Raw genomic sequence first — 17,229 nt, forward strand, 5'->3', positions numbered from 1 at the left:
CAGCAGGGCGCTGGTTGGCCGATCGCACCCGCACCACGCTGGTCGGCATGACGAACGACACCTCTTTGGGCGTCCGCGGCTGGCTGATCCTCATCACGCTCTGCGGCGCCACCTTCATGACGGGGCTCGACTACTCGATCATCACGGTCGCGCTTCCGGCGATCGGCAGGGACCTCGGCTTCGCCACCGCGTCGGGGCTGCAGTGGGTGGTGACGGCCTGCCTGCTGCCCACGGCGGCGTTGATGCCGCTGTTCGGCAGGGCCTCCGACGTCGTGGGACGGCGGCGGTTGTTCATGGCCGGTGTGGTGGTCTTCACCGGCTTCTCCCTGGTGGCGGCGCTCGCCGCGATCCCCGGCGTGCTGGTGGCCGCGCGGGCGGGGCAGGGCGTGGCCGCGGCCATGATCGGCCCGACCGCGCTGGCGCTGATGACCTCCGCCTTTCCCGAGGGGCCGCGGCGGGCCAGGGCCATGGGCGTGAACGGCGCGCTGCTGTCGCTGGGCTTCGTGATCGGCACGATCGGCGGCGGGCTCATCACCTCAGGGCTGAACTGGCGGTGGACGATGCTGATCCTGGTGGCGATCGGCGCGCTCGTGCTGTTCGGCGCGGTGAGCGTGGTGCGGGAGAGCGAGGGCAGGACTCTCGCCACGCTCGACGTGCCGGGCGCGGTGCTGGCGAGCGCCGGGCTGTTCGCGCTGGTCTACGGCATCTCGGCGGGCTCGTGGGTCTCCGTGGCGGCCTCGGCCGTGCTGCTCGGCCTCTTCCTGGTGGCCGAGGGCAGGCATGCCGCTCCGCTGGTGCCGCTCAGGCTGCTGCGCCGTACGACGGTGAAGTGGGGGATGGCGCTGGGACTCGTCACGTTCGGGATGTGCGGAGGGGCGACGCTGCTGCTCAGCGTCTACATGCAGAACGTCCTCGGGTACTCGGCGCTGCAGACCGGGCTCGGCTTCCTCGGCGAGGGCGTCGCGGCGCTGGCGGCGGGGACGGTCGCGGCCAGGCTCGTCTCCGCGAGCGGGACCGCGCGGGCGATCTCCATCGGGCTGGGCGTCCAGGCCCTGGGCACGGCCGCGATGGTGTTCCTGCCGGTCAGCGGTGGCATCGGGGTGCTGCTCGCGACGTCGGCCGCGATGGGCTTCGGGCACGTCCTGACCGTGGTGGCCGCCATCACCACGATCACCTCGGGGCTCCCGGACGACGACCAGGGAGTGGCGGGGAGCCTGGCCCAGATGCCCACCTTCGTGGGGGCGATCGGGGTGGCGGGGCTGACCGCGGTCGCCGCCGCCCGCTCGGCCGCGCTCGCGCCCGAGACGACGGCGTCGCTGGCGACGCTCGGCGGACTGCACGCGGCCTTCCTGGCGGCGGGCGCGGTCGCGCTGCTGGGCGCGGTCGCCGCTCCGCTGGTACTCAGGCGGCGACCCGCCGACCGGCTCGTCGCGGCCTGAGCGGGTCAGAGACCGGCGGCGAGGGCTCGGAGGCGGTCGGCGGTGGGAGAGCCGGGGACCGGCTGGAACAGCGTGACGCCCTGGCCCTCGTCATCGGGGGTGCGGAGAAACTCGGCGGTCAGCGACAGGACGCCGACCTCGGGATGCACGTAGTCGCGCGAGATGGAGGCGCAGTTGCTGACCGGGTGCTCGGGCCACAGTCGCGCGAAGTCGGGGCTGAGCTCCAGCAGCTCGTCGACCAGCGCGGTCAGGCCCTCGTCGCCGGGGAAGCGGCCGAGCGAGCCGTGCAGATAGGCGACGTCGTCGCGGGCCTTCTGCGTCCAGTCGGCGTAGAGACCGCGGGTGAACTCCTGGTCGAGGAAGTCCAGGCGGACGAAGTTCGGCAGTTCGGGGCCCTCGAACTCCCAGTGCGGGGCGAAGAGGGTGTGAGCGAGGCGGTTCCAGGCCAGGACGTCCCCGCGGCGGCCCACCGCCCACGCGGGCACCTCGGTCATGGACTCGACCATCAGCCTGATCCCCTGCCGTAGCCGTTCGGGCGGGGCCGCGCCCGGGCGAGCGGCCGCCGCCCGGGCCAGGCGGTGCAGGTGGGCGAGCTCGTCGGCGTCGAGGCCGAGCACGCGGGCGATGGCGTCGAGCACCTCGGCCGACACGTTGGGACTCTGGCCCTGCTCGAGGCGGGTGTAGTAGCCGACGCTGACGCCCGCCAGCGGGGCCAGCTCCTCGCGGCGGAGTCCGGGGACCCTGCGGTGCCTGACGCCTCCCGGCAGGCCGAGCGCTTCGGGGGTCACTCTGGCGCGGCGGGAACGCAGGAACTCACCGAGGGCGGAACTGGGATACATAGGTCCTTTCTAGCCCTGGCGTGGTTTGGCACGGCGGGTCGGGGTCGCGGTGAGGGGATCTTCCGGCCACGGGTGCCTGGGATAGCGACCTCGCAGCTCGGCGCGGACCGAGCGGTAGCCCTCGCGCCAGAACGAGGCCAGATCCGCAGTCACGGCGGCGGGCCGTCCCGCTGGGGAGAGCAGGTGGATCAGCAGGGGGACGCCCGCGATGCGCGGCGCCTCCTGCCAGCCGAACAGCTCCTGCAGCTTGACGGCGAGCACCGGCTGCTCGCCCGAGTAGTCGACGCGGATCCGCGAGCCGCTCGGCACCTCCAGATGGGAGGGCGCGTCGTCCTCCAGGTGGCGGCTCCACGGGACGAGGCGCTTGAGCGCCCCGGCCACGTCGAGGCGTTCGAGGTCGGTACGGCGGCGGGCCCTGGACAGCTCGGGCTCGAGCCACCGGTCGGCCAGGCCGATCAGGTCGTCCATCGGGGGCCACGGCTCGCCGATGGCGCGGTGGCAGAAGGCCATCCGGTCTCTGAGCGCGACGACCTCGCGCGTCCAGGTGAGGACCTCCTCGGTGCGTAGGCCCTCCAGCAGGGCCGCGCGGACGTCGGCGGTCTTGAGCGGGGTGGCCGACAGCTCGATGGCGCCCAGGCGCTCGATCACGCGGGCCGAGACGTCGCCGCGGCGCTCGCCGGGCGGCACCCGCCAGGCGACCTCCTCCTGTACGGTCACCGGCACGGCCAGCCTGGCGGTGTGCTCGTCGATGACGACGGCCTGCCTGATCCTGGCCGAGGCGGCGCCGGTCGGACGGTCGGCGACGGCGACGGCCAGCCATTCGGCGGTGGCGAGCCTGGAGCCCTCGGGGAGCTGGGCCTGGGTGCCCGAGGCCATGAGGTAGCCGCCGCCCCGCCTGCGCGCCACGCGTTCGGGGAAGGCCATCGCGACGGCCAGCCCGGCGGCGGCGTCGTCGGGTCCCTTGACGGGCTCCTTGGTCAGGCGTCTGACCTCGCGGAGCCAGCGGGGGTCGCGGTCGCGCTTGGCCCTGCGCCAGATCTCGACGAGGTCGTCGCCCGCGTCTCGGGGGAGTTGCTCGGACAGGAGGGCGACGACCTCGGCGGCGCGGGGGCCGCCGTCGATGAGCGCTCGGGCCAGGCGCGGGTGCACGCCGGCGAGTGCCATCCGCCGCCCTCGGTCGGTCACCCGCACCGCCGCCACATCGTCGGGACGGCCTGCGGACGCGCCATCCTCGTCGGCGGCCCCGGTTCCCTCGGCCCCACGCCGGGCTCCCTCGGCCCCAGGTCCGGCTCCCTCGTCTGCGGGCCGCCCTTCCGAGGCGGGGGTCACGTTCTCCTGGGATGCCGGGAGGGCGGGGGTCCCGTCCTTCTGGGGTGTCGGGACGGCGGGGGTCCCGTGCTGCAGGGAGGTCGGGGTGGTGGAGGTTTCGTGGTTCCCGAGCGTCGGGGTGAGGGCGCCGAGGGTGAGGAGGGTGCGGGTGGCGGCGGACATCGCGGCCCGCGGGGGCGGGTCGAGGAGCGCGAGACCGGCGGCGCCGGGAGCGCCCCAGCAGGCCGCCTGCAGCGCGAACCCCGTCAGGTCCGCCAGCGCGATCTCCGGCGGCGCGTGCGGGGCCAGGCGCGCGTGGGCGGCGGCCGTCCAGCACCGGTAGACGGTGCCGGGGCCTTCACGCCCGGCCCGCCCGGCCCGCTGGTCGGCGGAGGCGCGCGAGACGTGCACGGTGGTCAGCGACCCCAGCCCCCTGGCGTGGTCCGTCCTCGGCTCCCTGGCCAGCCCGGAGTCCACCACCACGCGCACCCCTGGCACGGTGAGGCTCGACTCGGCGACCGAGGTGGCGAGCACGACCCTGCGCGTGGAAGAGGGCCTGAGCACGGCGTCCTGGACGTGGGCGGGGGCCTGGCCGTGCACCTGGAGGACGTTCAGGTCGCCCAGCATCCCCGCGACGCGGGAGATCTCGCCGACTCCGGGCAGGAAGCACAGCACGTCGCCCTCGTGGGCGCCCAGCGCCCGCCGTACGACCTCGGCCACGTGGGCCAGCAGCGCGGGATCGACGCGCAGGCCGTGCGGCGGCGCCACAGGGCGGGCGGGCGGCGCCCAGACGATCTCGACGGGGTGGGTGACACCGGAGGCGGCGACCACAGGGGCGCCGCCGAGCAGGCGCGACCACGGCGCGGTGTCGGCGGTCGCGGAGGCGGCCACCAGGCGCAGGTCGGGCCGGAGCGTCTCACGGACGTCCAGCAGGAACGCCAGGGCGGTGTCGGCGTCGAGGTGCCGCTCGTGGCACTCGTCGATCATCACCACGTCGACGCCGGGGAGCTCCTGGTCGCGCTGGAGCCGCTGGAGGAGCACGCCCGTGGTCACGACCTCGACGCCCTTCCTGGCTCCGGACCGGCGCTCGCCCCTGATGGTGTAGGCGACGCCCATCCGGTGCGCGGCGGCCCGTACGGCCAGCCGCCTGGGCTCGGCGACCACCACGCGCAGCCCCGCCTCCGCCAGCGCGAGCGGGACCACGGTCGTCTTGCCGGTGCCGGGCGGCGCGGTCAGGACGGCGCAGCCACCCTCCTCCAGGACGCCGATCAGTTCGGGCAGGGCCGCGTGGATGGGAAGCATCAGAGCGCGGCGCCGAGGATCGAGTCGAGCAGGCCGGGGAAGCGGGTGTCGAGGTCGGCCTTGCGCAGGGTCATGAACTTCTGCCTGCCCTCCTGCCGGGTCGACACGACTCCCGACTCGCGCAGCACCCGGTAGTGGTGGGACATCGTCGACTTGTGCAGCCCGATCTCCTCGCCCACCCCCCTGCACGTCAGCTCTCCGTCCTGGGCCAGGCGCGTGATCACCTCGAGCCGCGCCGGGTCCGACAGCGCGTGCAGCACCTCGGTGAGCTGGATGTCTTCGACCGCGGGTTGGGGGAACACACGCATGGCTCCAGCGTGCCTTTCACTTTGAAGGTTTGACAACTATCCAACAATAAGCGAACTTGGTCACCATGACCTCCAAGCTCTACGCCTTGGCCCTGGGGAACTTCGCCGTGGGCACCGGCATGTTCGTCACGGCGGGACTCGTCCTGCCGATCGCGGGCGACCTGGGCATCTCGCCCTCGGCGGCAGGCCAGCTCATGACCGTCTTCGCGCTGGCCTACGCGCTTCTCTCTCCTGTTCTCGCCGCGTTGACCGCCAGGCTCTCCAAGAAACGGCTCCTGCTCATCGGGCTCGGCGTGCTGGCCGTGGGCAACGCGCTGACCGCGCTCGCGCCCACCTTCGCTCTCATGCTGACCACCAGGGTGCTCGCCGCCGCGGGGGCCGCCATGGTCACACCCGTCGCCTCCGCGGTGGCCACCGCCCTCGTCGGGCCGGAACGCAGGGGCCGCGCGCTCGCGGTCGTGATGGGCGGGCTGACCGTCGCCTCGGCGATCGGCGTGCCGCTCGGCACCTGGATGGGCGGCACGGCCGGCTGGCGGTCGGCGCTGTGGCTGGTGGTCGGGCTCGCGGCCGTCGGGTTCGCCGCCGTCGCTCTCGTGGTGCCCGACGTGCGCCTGCCGGCCTCCACCAGGATCAGGGATCGCTTCACCCCGCTGGCCGACCGCGGTGTGCTCGCCGTCCTGCTGACGCAGCTGCTGATCTTCGCCGGGGGCTTCAGCGCCTACACCTACCTCGGCTCGCTGATCGACCTGCCGCTGGCCGCGGTGCTGTGGGCCTGGGGTGTCGGCGGCGTGGTCGGCAACGCGGTCGGCGGACGCCTCACCGACGCCTACGGTCCTCGCCGCATGGTCTTCCTCGGCATCGCGGGGGCGACCGTCCTGATGGCCCTGCTCCCGGTGGCCAACCTCAACCTCGGCGTCGCCCTCGTGTGGGCCTTCGTCTGGGGTGCGCTCGGCTGGCTGATCGGCCCCTCGCAGCAGTACAGGACGGTCGCCGCGGTGCCCGGCAACGTGCCGGTCGGGCTCGGCCTGCTGGCCTCCAGCCAGTACCTGGGACTGTTCGTGGCGGGCATCGCCGGAGGTCTCGCGCTCGAGTGGTACGGCAGGACGGGCGTGATCGTGCTGGCCAGTGCCCTCGGCGTGGTGACGCTGCTGTTCACGATGGCGACCTACCCGGCCGTGACGCGTAGACCAAAGACGGATGTCGCCGTGTGAGGCCGCTGCCCAGACTGGAAGCGTGACCGATCCACGTGAGGAGCCCGCCCCCTTCGGCACAGTGGTGCTGCTGACCGCGCTGTCGGCGGTGGCGGTGATGGCGCTCGACTACGTCCTGCCCCAGCAGCTGAACACGAAGATGCTGCTGTTCGGGCCGATCGCCCTGGTGGCGTTCGAGGTCGTGGTGCACGAGGTGTGGTGGCGGCGCTGGTGGGGGGCGATCCCCGGCGCCGCGGCAGGGCTGGCCGTCTACTTCGAGGGGCGGCAGATGGTGGGGGAGCCGGTGGCCTACGTGGCCGCCTGGACCCTGTTCGCGGTGATCTTCTGCCTGGCCAGCAGGGTCACGCTGGGATCCAGCCCAGCGACACCGCGGTGATGACGAAGACGCCCAGCAGGATGCGGTAGATGACGAACCCGGTGAACCGGTGGGTGCTGATGTACTTCAGGAACCAGGCCACCGCCGCGTAGCCCACCACGAACGAGATGACCGTGGCCAGGATGGTCGGACCCCAGTCGGGCGCCCGGTCCCCGCCGATCTCGAACAGCTCGAGCACCCCCGACGAGAGCACCGCGGGGATGGCCAGCAGGAACGAGTACTTCGCCGCCTGCTCGCGCCGGTAGTCGAGCAGCAGCCCCGCGGTGATCGTGCCGCCCGAGCGCGAGACGCCAGGGATGAGGGCGAGCGACTGGGCCAGGCCGAAGAGCAGGGCGTGGGTGAAGGACAGGTGCTTCTCGAGCGTCAGCTTGGTGCGGGCGGTGCGGTCGGCGATCCAGAGGATCACGCCGAAGACGATCAGCGTGGTGCCGATCAGCCGCAGATCGCGGAAGACGGTCTCGATCTGGTCCTTGAAGGTGAGGCCCAGGATGGCGATGGGCAGCGTGCCGACGATCACGTACCAGCCCATGCGGGCGGGGAAGGCGCCGCGCAGCGAGGGTGTCCACAGGGAGCGGGTCCAGGTGGAGATGATCTCCCAGAGCTCCTTGCGGAAGTAGATGAGGACCGCCGCCTCGGTGCCGAGCTGGATGACGGCGGTGAAGGCGGCCCCAGGGTCCTCCCAGCCGAAGAAGGCCGAGACGACCCTGATGTGCGCGCTTGAGGAGATCGGCAGGAACTCCGTGAGCCCTTGGAGCAATCCGAGGACCACCGCTTCGAACCAGCCGATCACGAGACGCACCTTCCGTTGAAAAGACGACGAGGTGAGGCTACTGGACCTTACGTGGACCCAGGAGCTGCTCTCGTAGACCGGTCAACTGGTGCGAATACTCGACCGATCGGTTCTCGTCGAGGGACTCGATGGCCAGCAGCAGGGCGTCGGCCACGATCATGCCGGTCAGCGGCTCGGCGGTGATGCCGGTGGGGGTGTGGGGCGCCGACAGGACGCCACGGTGGTGATGCCCGCCGGCCCGCCGCGACCGCCGACACTGGACGGCCTGCCCCTGGTACGGACCATCCAGGGGAAGGATTTCCACGTCGTCGTGACGCCGGTGGGCAAGCGGACGATCGTCACCGTCACGTGCGCCGACCCCCAGGCGTGGCTGATCAACCTGGTCGGGAAGACGGGCGGCGCGGGCGCCTGCGATCTTCAGAAATTCGAGCCCGGGGGCAGGATGGAGCTCTGGGTGCTGCCCACCGACACCCCCCTCCACACTGGCCCGTGCGGGAGGAAGCCCAGGTGTCAGGGGAAGCGCACGATGACCTCACTGCTCCGGCCCGGAGAGATCGAGAAGTTCGTCGCGGGGCTCGACCCCGCGAAGGCGCCGGAGTTCCACGTCAAGGTCTACGCGGACGCTCCCGCGACTCAGCGAGACTGAAGGGCGTCGAGCGCGACCGCCATGGCGATCACCAGCCGCCGGTCGATCCTGGGATCGCGGATGTCGACGACGTAACGGTCGCGCAGCCCCCACTTCTTGACCACGGAGAACACCTCGCCGAAGTCGAAGTGGTAGGGCAGCCACGAGAGCGAGTCGACGAACCTGCGCAGCACGCTCACCAGCATGCTGCGCTCCTGCCCGGTGACCGTGGGCAGGCCCGGCTGGTCGAGGTGCCAGGTGGAGCGGAGCAGCGACTGGCCGAAGTCCTTGCGGAACAGCCCGATCGGCCGCCCCGCCCCGTCGAAGACGTCGTAGCCGCTGCCGAGGTCGATGACGTTGCGCGCCTTGAAGGCGGCGAGCACCTGGCTCCTGGACTCGTCCGTGTAGAGCGTGACCTGCTCTTTCAGCGTCATCCGCTTCTGCTCGGCGAAGGCGACCATCGGGCCCTCGGAGCCGTCGGGGTTCTCGAGACAGACGACATAGCGGTTCACCATCATGGTGACCTTCTGGCGGACCAGCAGACGTTGCTGGGCCTGGAGCGTGTGCAGATCCATGCAAAGCACCCTAGAGCCCACCGCGGTGCTCACTAGTCTGGGCGGGTGAAGCCACTCCTGCTGGTGGACGTCGACGGCGTGCTGAACCCGTTCGGGCGCGCCGGCCCCGACTTCAGACGTTACGAGTGCACGATCGGCCCCGACTCCTACACCGTCCACCTCAACCTCCGCCACGGGGCCAGGCTGATGGAGCTGGCCCTGAAGACCAGGTCCGAGCTGGTCTGGGCGACCACCTGGGAGCACAGCGCGAACGAGTGGATCGGGCCTCGCCTCGGCCTGCCCCGGCTGCCCGTGGTGCCGATGACGCCGAGACGGCCGAGCGAACGCGGGGAGTCGTTCAAGACGCCCTGCGTCGCCGACTACGTGGACGGCAGGCCGTTCGTCTGGTTCGACGACCACCTGTGGGTCGCCGACGAGGAGTACCTCAGGGGCCATCAGGGTGTGGACGAGTTCCTGCTGGTCCCGGTGAACCCGAGAAGGGGCCTGACCCCGCGAGACCTGGCGCTGGCCGAGCGGTGGCTGACCCTGTCAGGGTTCAATCAGGGTCGCGGATAGGAACGCCGATCCAGGGCAGAGCCGTTGAACAAGGTGAATCGACACCACACGGAGGAGCTCGATGCACCGCTCGAGAGAACACCGAATCATCGCCGGCGTCTGCGGCGGGATCGCCGACCGTCTGGGCCTGCCGCCCACCTTCGTCAGGATCGTGTGGCTGCTGCTCTCCCTGATCCCGGGCCCGCTCTGGATCCTCTACGTCGTCCTCTGGATCATCATGCCGAACGGACCGCAGCGTCACTGACGGGTTCTATGCTCGAAGCATGAGGGAACGGTCGCTGACGCTCATCCAGGACGAACTCGTCGACTACGAGAAGGCCATGGACCGCATGGCCGAGCTGGTCGCCGAGCGCCAACGGGATGAGCGGCCCGACACACTGTGGCTGCTGAGCCACCCTTCGGTCTTCACCGTCGGCAGGCGCACACCGCTGCACCACCTGCCCGACCCCGCCCGCGGCATCCCCGTGGTGGAGACGGGCAGGGGCGGCCAGCTCACCTATCACGGACCAGGGCAGCTGGTCGGCTACCTCATCGTCAAGCTGGGGGAGGGCGAAGGGATCGTCGACTACGTCCGCGAGGTGGAGCTGCGCCTGGTCGACGCGCTGGCCGCGCTCGGGCTGCCCGCCGAGCGCCGCGACACCCCGCCCGGCTCCGAACTGCTCACCGGGGTGTGGACGGTGGAGACCGGCCGCAAGATCGTCTCCATCGGCATGCGCCAGTCGCGCGGCGTCACCAGCCACGGCTTCGCCCTCAACGTCGACGGCGACCTCGAGCCGTGGCGCTGGGCGATCCCGTGCGGCATGCCGGAGGCCGACATGACCTCGCTGCTGCGCGAGCGCGGCTCGGCCGACATGAACGAGGTCCGCGCGGTCGTGGCGCAGGCCTTCCACGCCTCCTAGCGCGGAAACACCCGTACGTCGGCGTCGTGGGCGCTGCCTACGAGCTTTCCGTCGCACGTGATCAGTGGCGCTTCGAGGGCCTCGGCGAGCGCGAGATAGCAGGCGTCATAGGCCGTGTAGTTATGCCGCAACTCCCACACCCGCTCCGCGAGTCCCTTGATCTCGTAGCGGGAGATGTTCAGGGCGAGGTAGTCGATGCGAGCCTGTTCGGCAGAGGCTTGCGAGAGCTTTCCCCCCAGTGCGAGCCCCCGCAGCGTGGAGAGGACCTCGACGTCCAGAAGGTGAGGGGCGTGGATGCTGCCCTGAAGGGCGTCGAGGAGCTCAACGTCGGCTTCGCGGCCGGTGAGGGCCGCGACCATTGCCGACGCGCCGATGACGATCATCGCCTGCCCTCCGCGACGGCTTCGAGGATGTCGGCCGTCGAGGGGCCGTCGCTACGGTCTCGCGACTTCAAGCGGTTGACGATCTCGGCGTTGGTCGGCCGAGCGGCGAGATCGGCAAGCTCCCTCGCGACGTAGGCGGACAGGGACATTCCGGCTGCCGCCGCCCGTTCCTTGAGGGCTTCGGCAACGGCCTCGGGGACGTCGCGAATGTAGAGAGTGGCCATGTCCTCCATGCTAGCAATCTGCAAGCATCGGGGGTACGGCACGCCTGCCGTACCCCCGGGAATCAGGAGACGGTCTCGTCGACGGTGCGGCGCGGGCCGGTGAACCACTTCCTGGCCGACAGCGTCCACCACAGGGCGATGCCGATCAGCACCCCGCCCACCGCGAGCGGCGCGTAGTTCACCGCCGTCCAGGTGAAGTCGGGGCTGCCGGGCACGCCCGCCGGAGACAGCGGCATGATGAAGTACACCGAGATGACCGCGATCTCGATGATGGCGATCCAGCACAGCACCTTGTACTTCGCGCCCAGCGTCCACGGGCCGGGCTCGAAGCGGTCGCCCATGCGCAGACGCAGCCAGATCGGGATGAGGAAGGCCAGGTAGAGGCCGATCACCGCGATCGACACCACGGCGTAGAACGCGATCGGCGTCCCGACGCCGGGAGGGGCGTAGAGCGCCGGCAGCGTGATCAGGCCCGCCACCGCGCACCCGGCCAGGATGGCGTTGACCGGGGTCCTGTTGCGGTCGACGCGTGACCACAGCCGCCAGCCCGGCACCGCGCCGTCGCGGGAGAAGGCGTAGGTCATGCGTGACATCGACGTCACGCAGCTCATCCCGCAGAAGAACTGGCCGATCGTGGAGATGGCGAAGATCGCGGTGGCGAGGTTCGCGGGAAGTGCCGTGTCGAAGATCGCGCCGACGAAGCCGAACTGCTTGTTGATCTCATCGACGTTCGTGGCGGCGAACAGGAACGCCAGCAGCAGGATCCAGCCGCCGATGGCCGAGTAGAAGATCGAGCGCCACAGGCCCTTGGCCGCGGACGTCGCCGCGCCCTGCGTCTCCTCCGAGACGTGCGCGCAGGCGTCGAAGCCGGTGATCGTGTACTGCGTGAGCAGGAAGCCCAGCGGGAGCACGTAGAACCAGAACGACGAGTCGGAGAAGCCCGAGTTGTTGATCGTCTCGGTGAACACGAAGCCGAGCGTCTGGTGCTCGCTCGGCGCGAAGACCAGGATGGCGACGACGATCGCCGCGCCCGCGACGTGCCACCAGACCGAGATGTTCTGCAGCAGCGAGATGAGCCGGTGGCTGAAGATGTTGATCAGCGCGTGCAGCACGAGGATGATCAGGAAGAGCACGAACGCCTGGGTCAGCGTGCCCTCCCATGCTCCGCCCGTGAGGCGGCTGAGGGTGATGTTGAGGAAGGTCGCACAGCCGTAGTCGACGGAGGCGGTGACGGCGATGAGCCCGATGAGGTTCAGCCAGCCGGTGAACCAGCCGTGGATCGGCTTGCCCATCGTGGCGGCCCACCAGTAGATGCCGCCGGCCGTGGGAAAGGCCGAGACCAGCTCCGACATGCAGAAGCCGATGATCAGGATGAAGGCGGAGATCAGCGGCCAGCCCCACGAGATGGCGACCGGCCCGCCGTTGTTCCAGGCCTGGCCGAAGGTGGTGAAGCAGCCGGCCAGGATCGAGATGATGGAGAAGGAGATGGCGAAGTTGGAGAAGCCGCTCCAGGTCCTCGAGAGCTCCTGCTTGTAACCGAGCTCGGCGAGTCGCCTGGAATCCTCGTCTAAAGTCATGGGTCTCCTTGGGGGGTGTCAGTGCCTCCGGACGTCGTCGATCAGCCGGCCGACGCCGTCCAGGTCTCGTACGGCCCGCGCGAACTTCCCCTCGGCCTCGGCCGCGTAGTCGAAGTCGGCCTGCCGGTCGAGCAGGCCGTGGTGGACGGAGAACCAGAGTGTCCACGTGACGTTCGACATGATGTGGAAGAGACGCACGCGCGAGTCGTGCTCGCCTGTGGTGAAGTAGGCCCTGGCCAGGCGGGCGGTCTGGTCGGGGTCCAGATCCGCCTCCGCGGCGATGTCGCCGAGCTCGAAGGCGGGGTCGTTGTTGCCGGAGAGCTGGTAGTCGATGATGCGGATCACGTCGCCCTGGGCGATGAAGTTCTCGGCCAGCAGATCGTTGTGGCAGGGAACGGTCGCGATCTCGGGCATGGCCCGCTCGATGTCGGCCACCGTGGGAAGGATGTCGTCATAGCCGGGCGGGGTGGCCAGCCCGTGCCTCTGGCAGAGGCGGCGGAAGTCGCGGAGCTTGTCGAAGATCGAGAAGTCGTTGACGAAGCGGGGGCCTGCGTGGAGCGTGCGGCAAGCCGTGGCGATCGCGCCCAGATGGTGCGGCACCTGCGCGGCGTTGAGCGTGACACCGTCCAGGTACTCGATGAGCAGGGCGTGCACCTCGGGGAAGTGGTGGATCACCTTCGGCCCGACGCCGGTCTCCGCGGCGCGGATCGTGTTCTCGATCTCCTGCTCCAGCGGGATGCCCAGCCCCGCGGCGCACACGGCGGGGTCGAGGACGCGCAGCAGCCATCGCTCGCCGTCCCCGGTCTCGACTCTGGCGATCAGGTGGCTGAGGCCGCCCTTGATGGGCGTCTGGCTGACCGGCCGCCCGGCCCAGTCGGAGACCAACTCGATCACGTCTGGCATACGCGACTCCCTTTGGCCTACATTTAGACCATTCCGATCCTGCGGGCAAGGTGTTACATGACTGTTTCGATCATGGGAATACCCGATTCGGCTCAGGCGATAGTGATCGGCGGGGGTGTGGCGGGCTGCAGTGTGGCCTACCACCTGGCCCGTCTCGGCTGGCGAGACGTCGTGCTCGTCGAGCGGCACGAACTCACCGAGGGCACCACCTGGCATTCGGCGGGATTCGTCGGCCAGCTCCGCTCCACCGTGACCCAGACCCGCATGATCATGTACTCGGCGGGCCTCTACGCCGAGCTCGCGGAGCTGACCGGCCTCGACCCGGGCTGGCACGGGGTGGGCGGGCTGCGCCTCGCCACCACCCCGGCCCGGGTGGAGGAGCTGGTACGGCAGGCGGGCGCGGCCGAGACGTACGGGCTGGAGATGTCGCTGCTGTCGGGGCGGCAGACCAACGACCTGATGCCGCTGCTGCACGACGAGGACATCCTGGCCTCGCTGTGGCTGCCCGGCGACGGCTGGCTGGACCCCGCGTCACTGGCCAGGGCGCTGGCGGAGGGCGCGGCGAAGCTCGGGGTGCGCGTCGTCACCGGCGTCAGGGTCACCGGGATCGACGTCGTCGACGGCTCCGTCCAGGGCGTCCGCCTCGCGGGGGCGACCTCGGAGGAGGAGTGGACGATCAGGGCCGAGACCGTGGTGAACTGCGCGGGCGCCGCGGCGGGCAGGGTGGGCGCGCTGGCGGGCGTGGACGTGCCGATCGTGCCCATCAAGCACCAGTACGTCGTGACCCATCCCGCCGACATCCCCGCGTCCACGCCGACCGTGCGCGACCCCGACAACATCGTCTACTTCCGCGAGCAGGACGGCGGGATCCTGGTCGGCGGGTACATCCGCAGCCCCGAGGTGTGGGAGGTGGCCGACCCGCTCGCCGAGTCCCGCCTGCTCTTCCCGCCCAACCTGCCGAAGTTCAGGGAGTCGTGGGCCTCCGCGCGGCATCGGCTGCCGAGCATCGCCAAGCGGACCTCGGACGACTTCGACGAGTCCCAGGTCGCGCGCATCGTGCACGGGCCCGAGGCGTTCACCCCCGACGGCGAGTTCCTGCTGGGCGAGACGGCGGTGCGCGGCTTCTGGGTGGCGGCCGGGTTCTGCGTGCACGGGCTCGCGGCGGCGGGCGGGGTCGGCAAGGTGATGGCCGAGTGGATCGTGACCGGCGTGCCCGAGTACGACCTGTTCGGCATGGACGTCCGGCGCTTCGGCGACTACGCGGGGTCGAGCCGGTGGGCCAGGGCGAAGGCGCTCGACGCCTACTCGAAGTACTACGACATCGTCTACCCGGGCGAGGAGCGCGCCGCCGCGCGGCCGCTGCGCCGCTCGCCCGCCTGGCCCAGGCACGCCGAACTGGGCGCCGCCTTCGGCGAGAAGGCCGGATGGGAACGGGTGAACTGGTTCGACTCCGGCACCCTGGCCGAGGTCCGGGCGGGTGCGGGTGGCAGGCCGCTGGGCTGGGCCGGACGGGTGTGGTCGCCTGCCGTACGGGAGGAGTGCCTGGCCACCCGTGACGCGGCCGGACTGTTCGACCAGACCTCGTTCGCCAAGCTGGAGGTCTCGGGACCGAAGGCGCTCGCGACCCTCCAGCACCTCTGCGCGGGTCAGCTCGACAGGAAGGTCGGCGCGGTCGTCTACACCCAGCTCCTCAACCACCGAGGCGGCATCGAGGCGGACCTCACCGTCACCCGCCTGGCCGAGGACAGGTTCCGCCTGGTCACCGGCACCGCCTACGGCACGCACGACGCCGCGTGGCTGCGCCGCCACGGTCTCGACGTCCAGGACGTCACCTCCGCGTACGCCTGCTACTGCCTGTGGGGTCCGCAGGCCCACGCGATCCTGGAGCGGCTGTCGGACGACGACCTCGGCTTCCCCTACCTCCAGGCCAGGCAGATCACCGTCGCCCACGTGCCGGTGCTGGCACAGCGGGTGACCTTCGTGGGGGAGTACGGCTGGGAGCTCTACTGCCCGGCCGAGTACGGCCTCACGCTGTGGGACGCGCTCATGGAGGCGGGCCTGCCGTACGGCATGCGGCCGGGCGGCTACCGGGCGATCGACTCGATGCGACTGGAGAAGGGCTATCGGGTCTGGGGGCTGGACATCACCCCGGAGACCACGCCGTACGAGGCGGGGCTGGGCTTCGCCGTCCACGAGGGGAAGGAGTTCCTCGGCAAGGACGCGCTGACGCGGGAGCCCGAACGGACGTTGCGCTGCCTGGTGCTCGACGACCCGCGGCGGGTGTGCCTGGGCGGCGAGCCGGTCAGGGTGGACGGCGCGCCGGCGAGCAGGGTGACCAGCGGCGGCTACGGCCACCGGGTGGACGCCTCGATCGCCTACGCCTACCTGCGCGGCCGGCCCGAGAACGTGACGGTCGGGGTGGACGGCACGTGGGTGGCGGCCAGGGTGGTGGAGCGCACGCCGTACGACCCTGGCCACGAGCGCGTCAGGTCACGTCCAGCACGATCTTCCCGCTGACCCGTCCGGCGAAGAGCGCGTCGGCGGCCTCGCCGACGCGCTCCCACGAGCCGCGCCACCCGACGGACGGCGACAGCAGCCCGCTGGCCGCGAGATCGACGAGCACCGCCAGGTCGGGCCCGGGTTCGCTGACGTCGCCGAAGGAGTGGATCGACCTGGCGGCGCCGAGCGCGAACAGCGAGGTGAACGCCGCCGGCTCCCCCGAGGCCCAGCCGATGCTCTGCACGGTGCCTCCGGGCGTGAGCAGCTCCCACGCTCTGACCAGGTAGGGGCCGCCCAGCAGGTCGAGCACCACGTCCACGGGCGCGACGCCGTCCAGCGAGGAGACCACCTCGTCGGCGCCCAGCTCGCGCAGGCCGGCGCCGCGGCGCGCCTGGGCGATCACGTGCGCGCCTGCCAGGCGGGCCAGCTGGACGGCCAGCCTGCCGACGCCGCCCGACGCCCCGGTGACCAGCACCCGCCTGCCGAGCACCGGCCCCGCCGCTCTGAGCGTGCGCAGCGCGGTGAGCCCCGCCATGGGCAGTGCCGCCGCCTCGGCGAGGTCCAGGCCGTCGGGAACTTCGGCGACGGACGACGCGGGGAAGACCGCACGTTCGGCCCAGGCCCCTGGCCCGAACGCCACCACTCTGCGGCCCTTCCCCGGTCCCCCCAGCACGATCCCGGCGGCGTCGTGCCCGCCGATCCGGGGGTGCCGCAGCTCACCGTGGTTGGCCGAGATGTGGCGCACCTCCACCAGGACCTCGCCGGGCTCCGGCTCGGGCACGTCCACGATCCGATGCTCCTTCAGCGCACGCATTTGCGCCCCTTCCATTGAACCGGACTGACGGTCCGGTTGATAATAGGAGGACCGGCAGTCCGCTTACAAGGGAGAGACGTGCGATCCGACGCGAGCAGGAACCGTGAGGCGATCCTGAGGGCCACCGAGGAGCTGCTCGCCGCGGGCGAGAGCGTGTCGCTCGACCGGGTGGCGGAGGCGGCTGGGGTGGGCAAGGGCACCGTGTTCCGCAGGTTCGGCAGCCGCACGGGGCTGTTCCAGGAACTGCTCGCCGAGCGGGCCGAACGGCTGGCGGCCAGGATCGCGACCGAGGATCCCGCGGTCCCCGCGAAGGAGCGCCTGCTGGGCTTCCTCGACGAGCTGGCCGAGCTGGCGGGGCGCAACATCGCGCTGTTCGCCGCGCACGAGCGGGCCTGTGCGGAGGACAAGTACGCCGATCCCACCTACCTGCGCTGGCACGCCCACGTCAGCGCGCTGATCGCCGAGGCCAGGCCGGGCCGCGACGCGGACTTCCTGGCCCACGCCATCCTCGGCTCGTTCGACGGAGAGCTGGTCCGCCATCTGGGAGTCGAGCGGCTGAAGGGCTCGGTCAGGGAACTGGCGTCCGACTTGACTTCGTGATC

Annotated in this window: 20 protein-coding genes; 9 read left to right on the plus strand and 11 right to left on the minus strand. The window is 71.1% G+C overall.

What is annotated here, in order from left to right; all coding sequences use genetic code 11:
- The first annotated feature begins 14 nt into the window (after positions 1 to 14).
- Positions 15 to 1,439, plus strand: a complete 1,425-nt coding sequence (locus H4W81_RS38885) for an MFS transporter (protein ID WP_225959000.1) — start codon at positions 15 to 17, stop codon at positions 1,437 to 1,439.
- Between the two features lie 5 nt (positions 1,440 to 1,444).
- On the opposite strand, the gene H4W81_RS38890 is transcribed toward H4W81_RS38885, so the two are convergent.
- From H4W81_RS38890 to H4W81_RS38900, 3 genes are read right to left on the minus strand one after another with little or no spacing between them, the layout of a single operon-like run.
- Entirely contained in the window at positions 1,445 to 2,278 is an 834-nt protein-coding gene (locus H4W81_RS38890) for a helix-turn-helix domain-containing protein (protein WP_192779363.1), read from the minus strand.
- Positions 2,279 to 2,287: 9 nt separating this feature from the next.
- Positions 2,288 to 4,888, minus strand: coding sequence for an ATP-dependent RNA helicase (locus H4W81_RS38895; protein ID WP_192779364.1), 2,601 nt, complete (start codon positions 4,886 to 4,888; stop codon positions 2,288 to 2,290).
- Positions 4,888 to 5,196 (minus strand): ArsR/SmtB family transcription factor, encoded by a 309-nt coding sequence (locus H4W81_RS38900; RefSeq protein ID WP_192779365.1) that lies wholly within the window; start codon positions 5,194 to 5,196, stop codon positions 4,888 to 4,890. Before H4W81_RS38900 ends, H4W81_RS38895 begins: the two co-directional genes overlap by 1 nt.
- A 65-nt stretch (positions 5,197 to 5,261) precedes the next feature.
- On the opposite strand from H4W81_RS38900, the gene H4W81_RS38905 reads away from it, so the two are divergent.
- Together H4W81_RS38905 and H4W81_RS38910 are read left to right on the plus strand one after the other, a co-directional pair.
- Positions 5,262 to 6,407, plus strand: a complete 1,146-nt coding sequence (locus H4W81_RS38905) for an MFS transporter (RefSeq protein WP_192779366.1) — start codon at positions 5,262 to 5,264, stop codon at positions 6,405 to 6,407.
- A gap of 22 nt (positions 6,408 to 6,429) precedes the next feature.
- Complete coding sequence (locus tag H4W81_RS38910; RefSeq protein WP_192779367.1) at positions 6,430 to 6,783, plus strand: hypothetical protein; 354 nt, start codon at positions 6,430 to 6,432, stop codon at positions 6,781 to 6,783.
- Here H4W81_RS38910 and H4W81_RS38915 read toward each other — a convergent pair.
- The gene (locus H4W81_RS38915) at positions 6,749 to 7,573 is read right to left on the minus strand and encodes an undecaprenyl-diphosphate phosphatase (RefSeq protein WP_192779368.1); all 825 of its coding nucleotides are present in this window, start codon (positions 7,571 to 7,573) and stop codon (positions 6,749 to 6,751) included. The genes H4W81_RS38910 and H4W81_RS38915 overlap by 35 nt on opposite strands.
- A 37-nt stretch (positions 7,574 to 7,610) precedes the next feature.
- Positions 7,611 to 7,877 carry a hypothetical protein gene (locus H4W81_RS38920; RefSeq protein WP_225959001.1) on the minus strand — a complete coding sequence of 89 codons (267 nt, stop codon included), beginning with the start codon at positions 7,875 to 7,877 and terminating at the stop codon, positions 7,611 to 7,613.
- Between the two features lie 6 nt (positions 7,878 to 7,883).
- Here H4W81_RS38920 and H4W81_RS38925 point away from each other — a divergent pair, with 6 nt between their 5' ends.
- The gene (locus H4W81_RS38925; RefSeq protein ID WP_192779369.1) at positions 7,884 to 8,219 is read left to right on the plus strand and encodes a hypothetical protein; all 336 of its coding nucleotides are present in this window, start codon (positions 7,884 to 7,886) and stop codon (positions 8,217 to 8,219) included.
- On the opposite strand, the gene H4W81_RS38930 is transcribed toward H4W81_RS38925, so the two are convergent.
- Positions 8,207 to 8,773 carry an LURP-one-related family protein gene (locus tag H4W81_RS38930; RefSeq protein ID WP_192779370.1) on the minus strand — a complete coding sequence of 189 codons (567 nt, stop codon included), beginning with the start codon at positions 8,771 to 8,773 and terminating at the stop codon, positions 8,207 to 8,209. The genes H4W81_RS38925 and H4W81_RS38930 overlap by 13 nt on opposite strands.
- A gap of 45 nt (positions 8,774 to 8,818) precedes the next feature.
- Here H4W81_RS38930 and H4W81_RS38935 point away from each other — a divergent pair, with 45 nt between their 5' ends.
- From H4W81_RS38935 to lipB, 3 genes are all read left to right on the plus strand, one after another.
- On the plus strand, positions 8,819 to 9,328 hold the full coding sequence (locus H4W81_RS38935; protein ID WP_192779371.1) for an HAD domain-containing protein: 510 nt from the start codon (positions 8,819 to 8,821) through the stop codon (positions 9,326 to 9,328).
- A 61-nt stretch (positions 9,329 to 9,389) separates the two neighbouring features.
- Positions 9,390 to 9,572, plus strand: a complete 183-nt coding sequence (locus tag H4W81_RS38940) for a PspC domain-containing protein (protein ID WP_192779372.1) — start codon at positions 9,390 to 9,392, stop codon at positions 9,570 to 9,572.
- 19 nt (positions 9,573 to 9,591) lie between these two features.
- Positions 9,592 to 10,227: a lipoyl(octanoyl) transferase LipB gene (gene lipB, locus H4W81_RS38945; protein WP_192779373.1), complete on the plus strand. Its 636-nt coding sequence runs from the start codon at positions 9,592 to 9,594 to the stop codon at positions 10,225 to 10,227.
- On the opposite strand, the gene H4W81_RS38950 is transcribed toward lipB, so the two are convergent.
- The 4 genes from H4W81_RS38950 to H4W81_RS38965 are packed head-to-tail and all read right to left on the minus strand — an operon-like array spanning position 10,224 to position 13,314.
- Entirely contained in the window at positions 10,224 to 10,610 is a 387-nt protein-coding gene (locus H4W81_RS38950) for a type II toxin-antitoxin system VapC family toxin (protein WP_192779374.1), read from the minus strand. The genes lipB and H4W81_RS38950 overlap by 4 nt on opposite strands.
- On the minus strand, positions 10,607 to 10,843 hold the full coding sequence (locus H4W81_RS38955) for a FitA-like ribbon-helix-helix domain-containing protein (RefSeq protein ID WP_225959002.1): 237 nt from the start codon (positions 10,841 to 10,843) through the stop codon (positions 10,607 to 10,609). Before H4W81_RS38955 ends, H4W81_RS38950 begins: the two co-directional genes overlap by 4 nt.
- 53 nt (positions 10,844 to 10,896) lie before the next feature.
- Positions 10,897 to 12,411 (minus strand): amino acid permease, encoded by a 1,515-nt coding sequence (locus tag H4W81_RS38960; RefSeq protein WP_192779375.1) that lies wholly within the window; start codon positions 12,409 to 12,411, stop codon positions 10,897 to 10,899.
- 18 nt (positions 12,412 to 12,429) lie between these two features.
- A complete protein-coding gene (locus H4W81_RS38965; RefSeq protein WP_192779376.1) occupies positions 12,430 to 13,314 on the minus strand; it encodes a choline/ethanolamine kinase family protein in 885 nt (294 codons plus the stop codon).
- Between the two features lie 72 nt (positions 13,315 to 13,386).
- On the opposite strand from H4W81_RS38965, the gene H4W81_RS38970 reads away from it, so the two are divergent.
- Positions 13,387 to 15,831 (plus strand): GcvT family protein, encoded by a 2,445-nt coding sequence (locus tag H4W81_RS38970; protein ID WP_192779377.1) that lies wholly within the window; start codon positions 13,387 to 13,389, stop codon positions 15,829 to 15,831.
- Here the strand turns inward: H4W81_RS38970 and H4W81_RS38975 are convergent.
- Positions 15,800 to 16,627, minus strand: a complete 828-nt coding sequence (locus tag H4W81_RS38975; RefSeq protein ID WP_225959003.1) for a zinc-binding dehydrogenase — start codon at positions 16,625 to 16,627, stop codon at positions 15,800 to 15,802. The two genes, H4W81_RS38970 and H4W81_RS38975, sit on opposite strands and share 32 nt — an antisense overlap.
- Positions 16,628 to 16,705: 78 nt before the next feature.
- On the opposite strand from H4W81_RS38975, the gene H4W81_RS38980 reads away from it, so the two are divergent.
- Positions 16,706 to 17,227: a TetR/AcrR family transcriptional regulator gene (locus tag H4W81_RS38980; RefSeq protein WP_192779379.1), complete on the plus strand. Its 522-nt coding sequence runs from the start codon at positions 16,706 to 16,708 to the stop codon at positions 17,225 to 17,227.
- The last annotated feature ends 2 nt before the right edge of the window (positions 17,228 to 17,229 follow it).

The sequence above is a fragment of the Nonomuraea africana genome (assembly GCF_014873535.1).
Lineage (GTDB): Bacteria > Actinomycetota > Actinomycetes > Streptosporangiales > Streptosporangiaceae > Nonomuraea > Nonomuraea africana.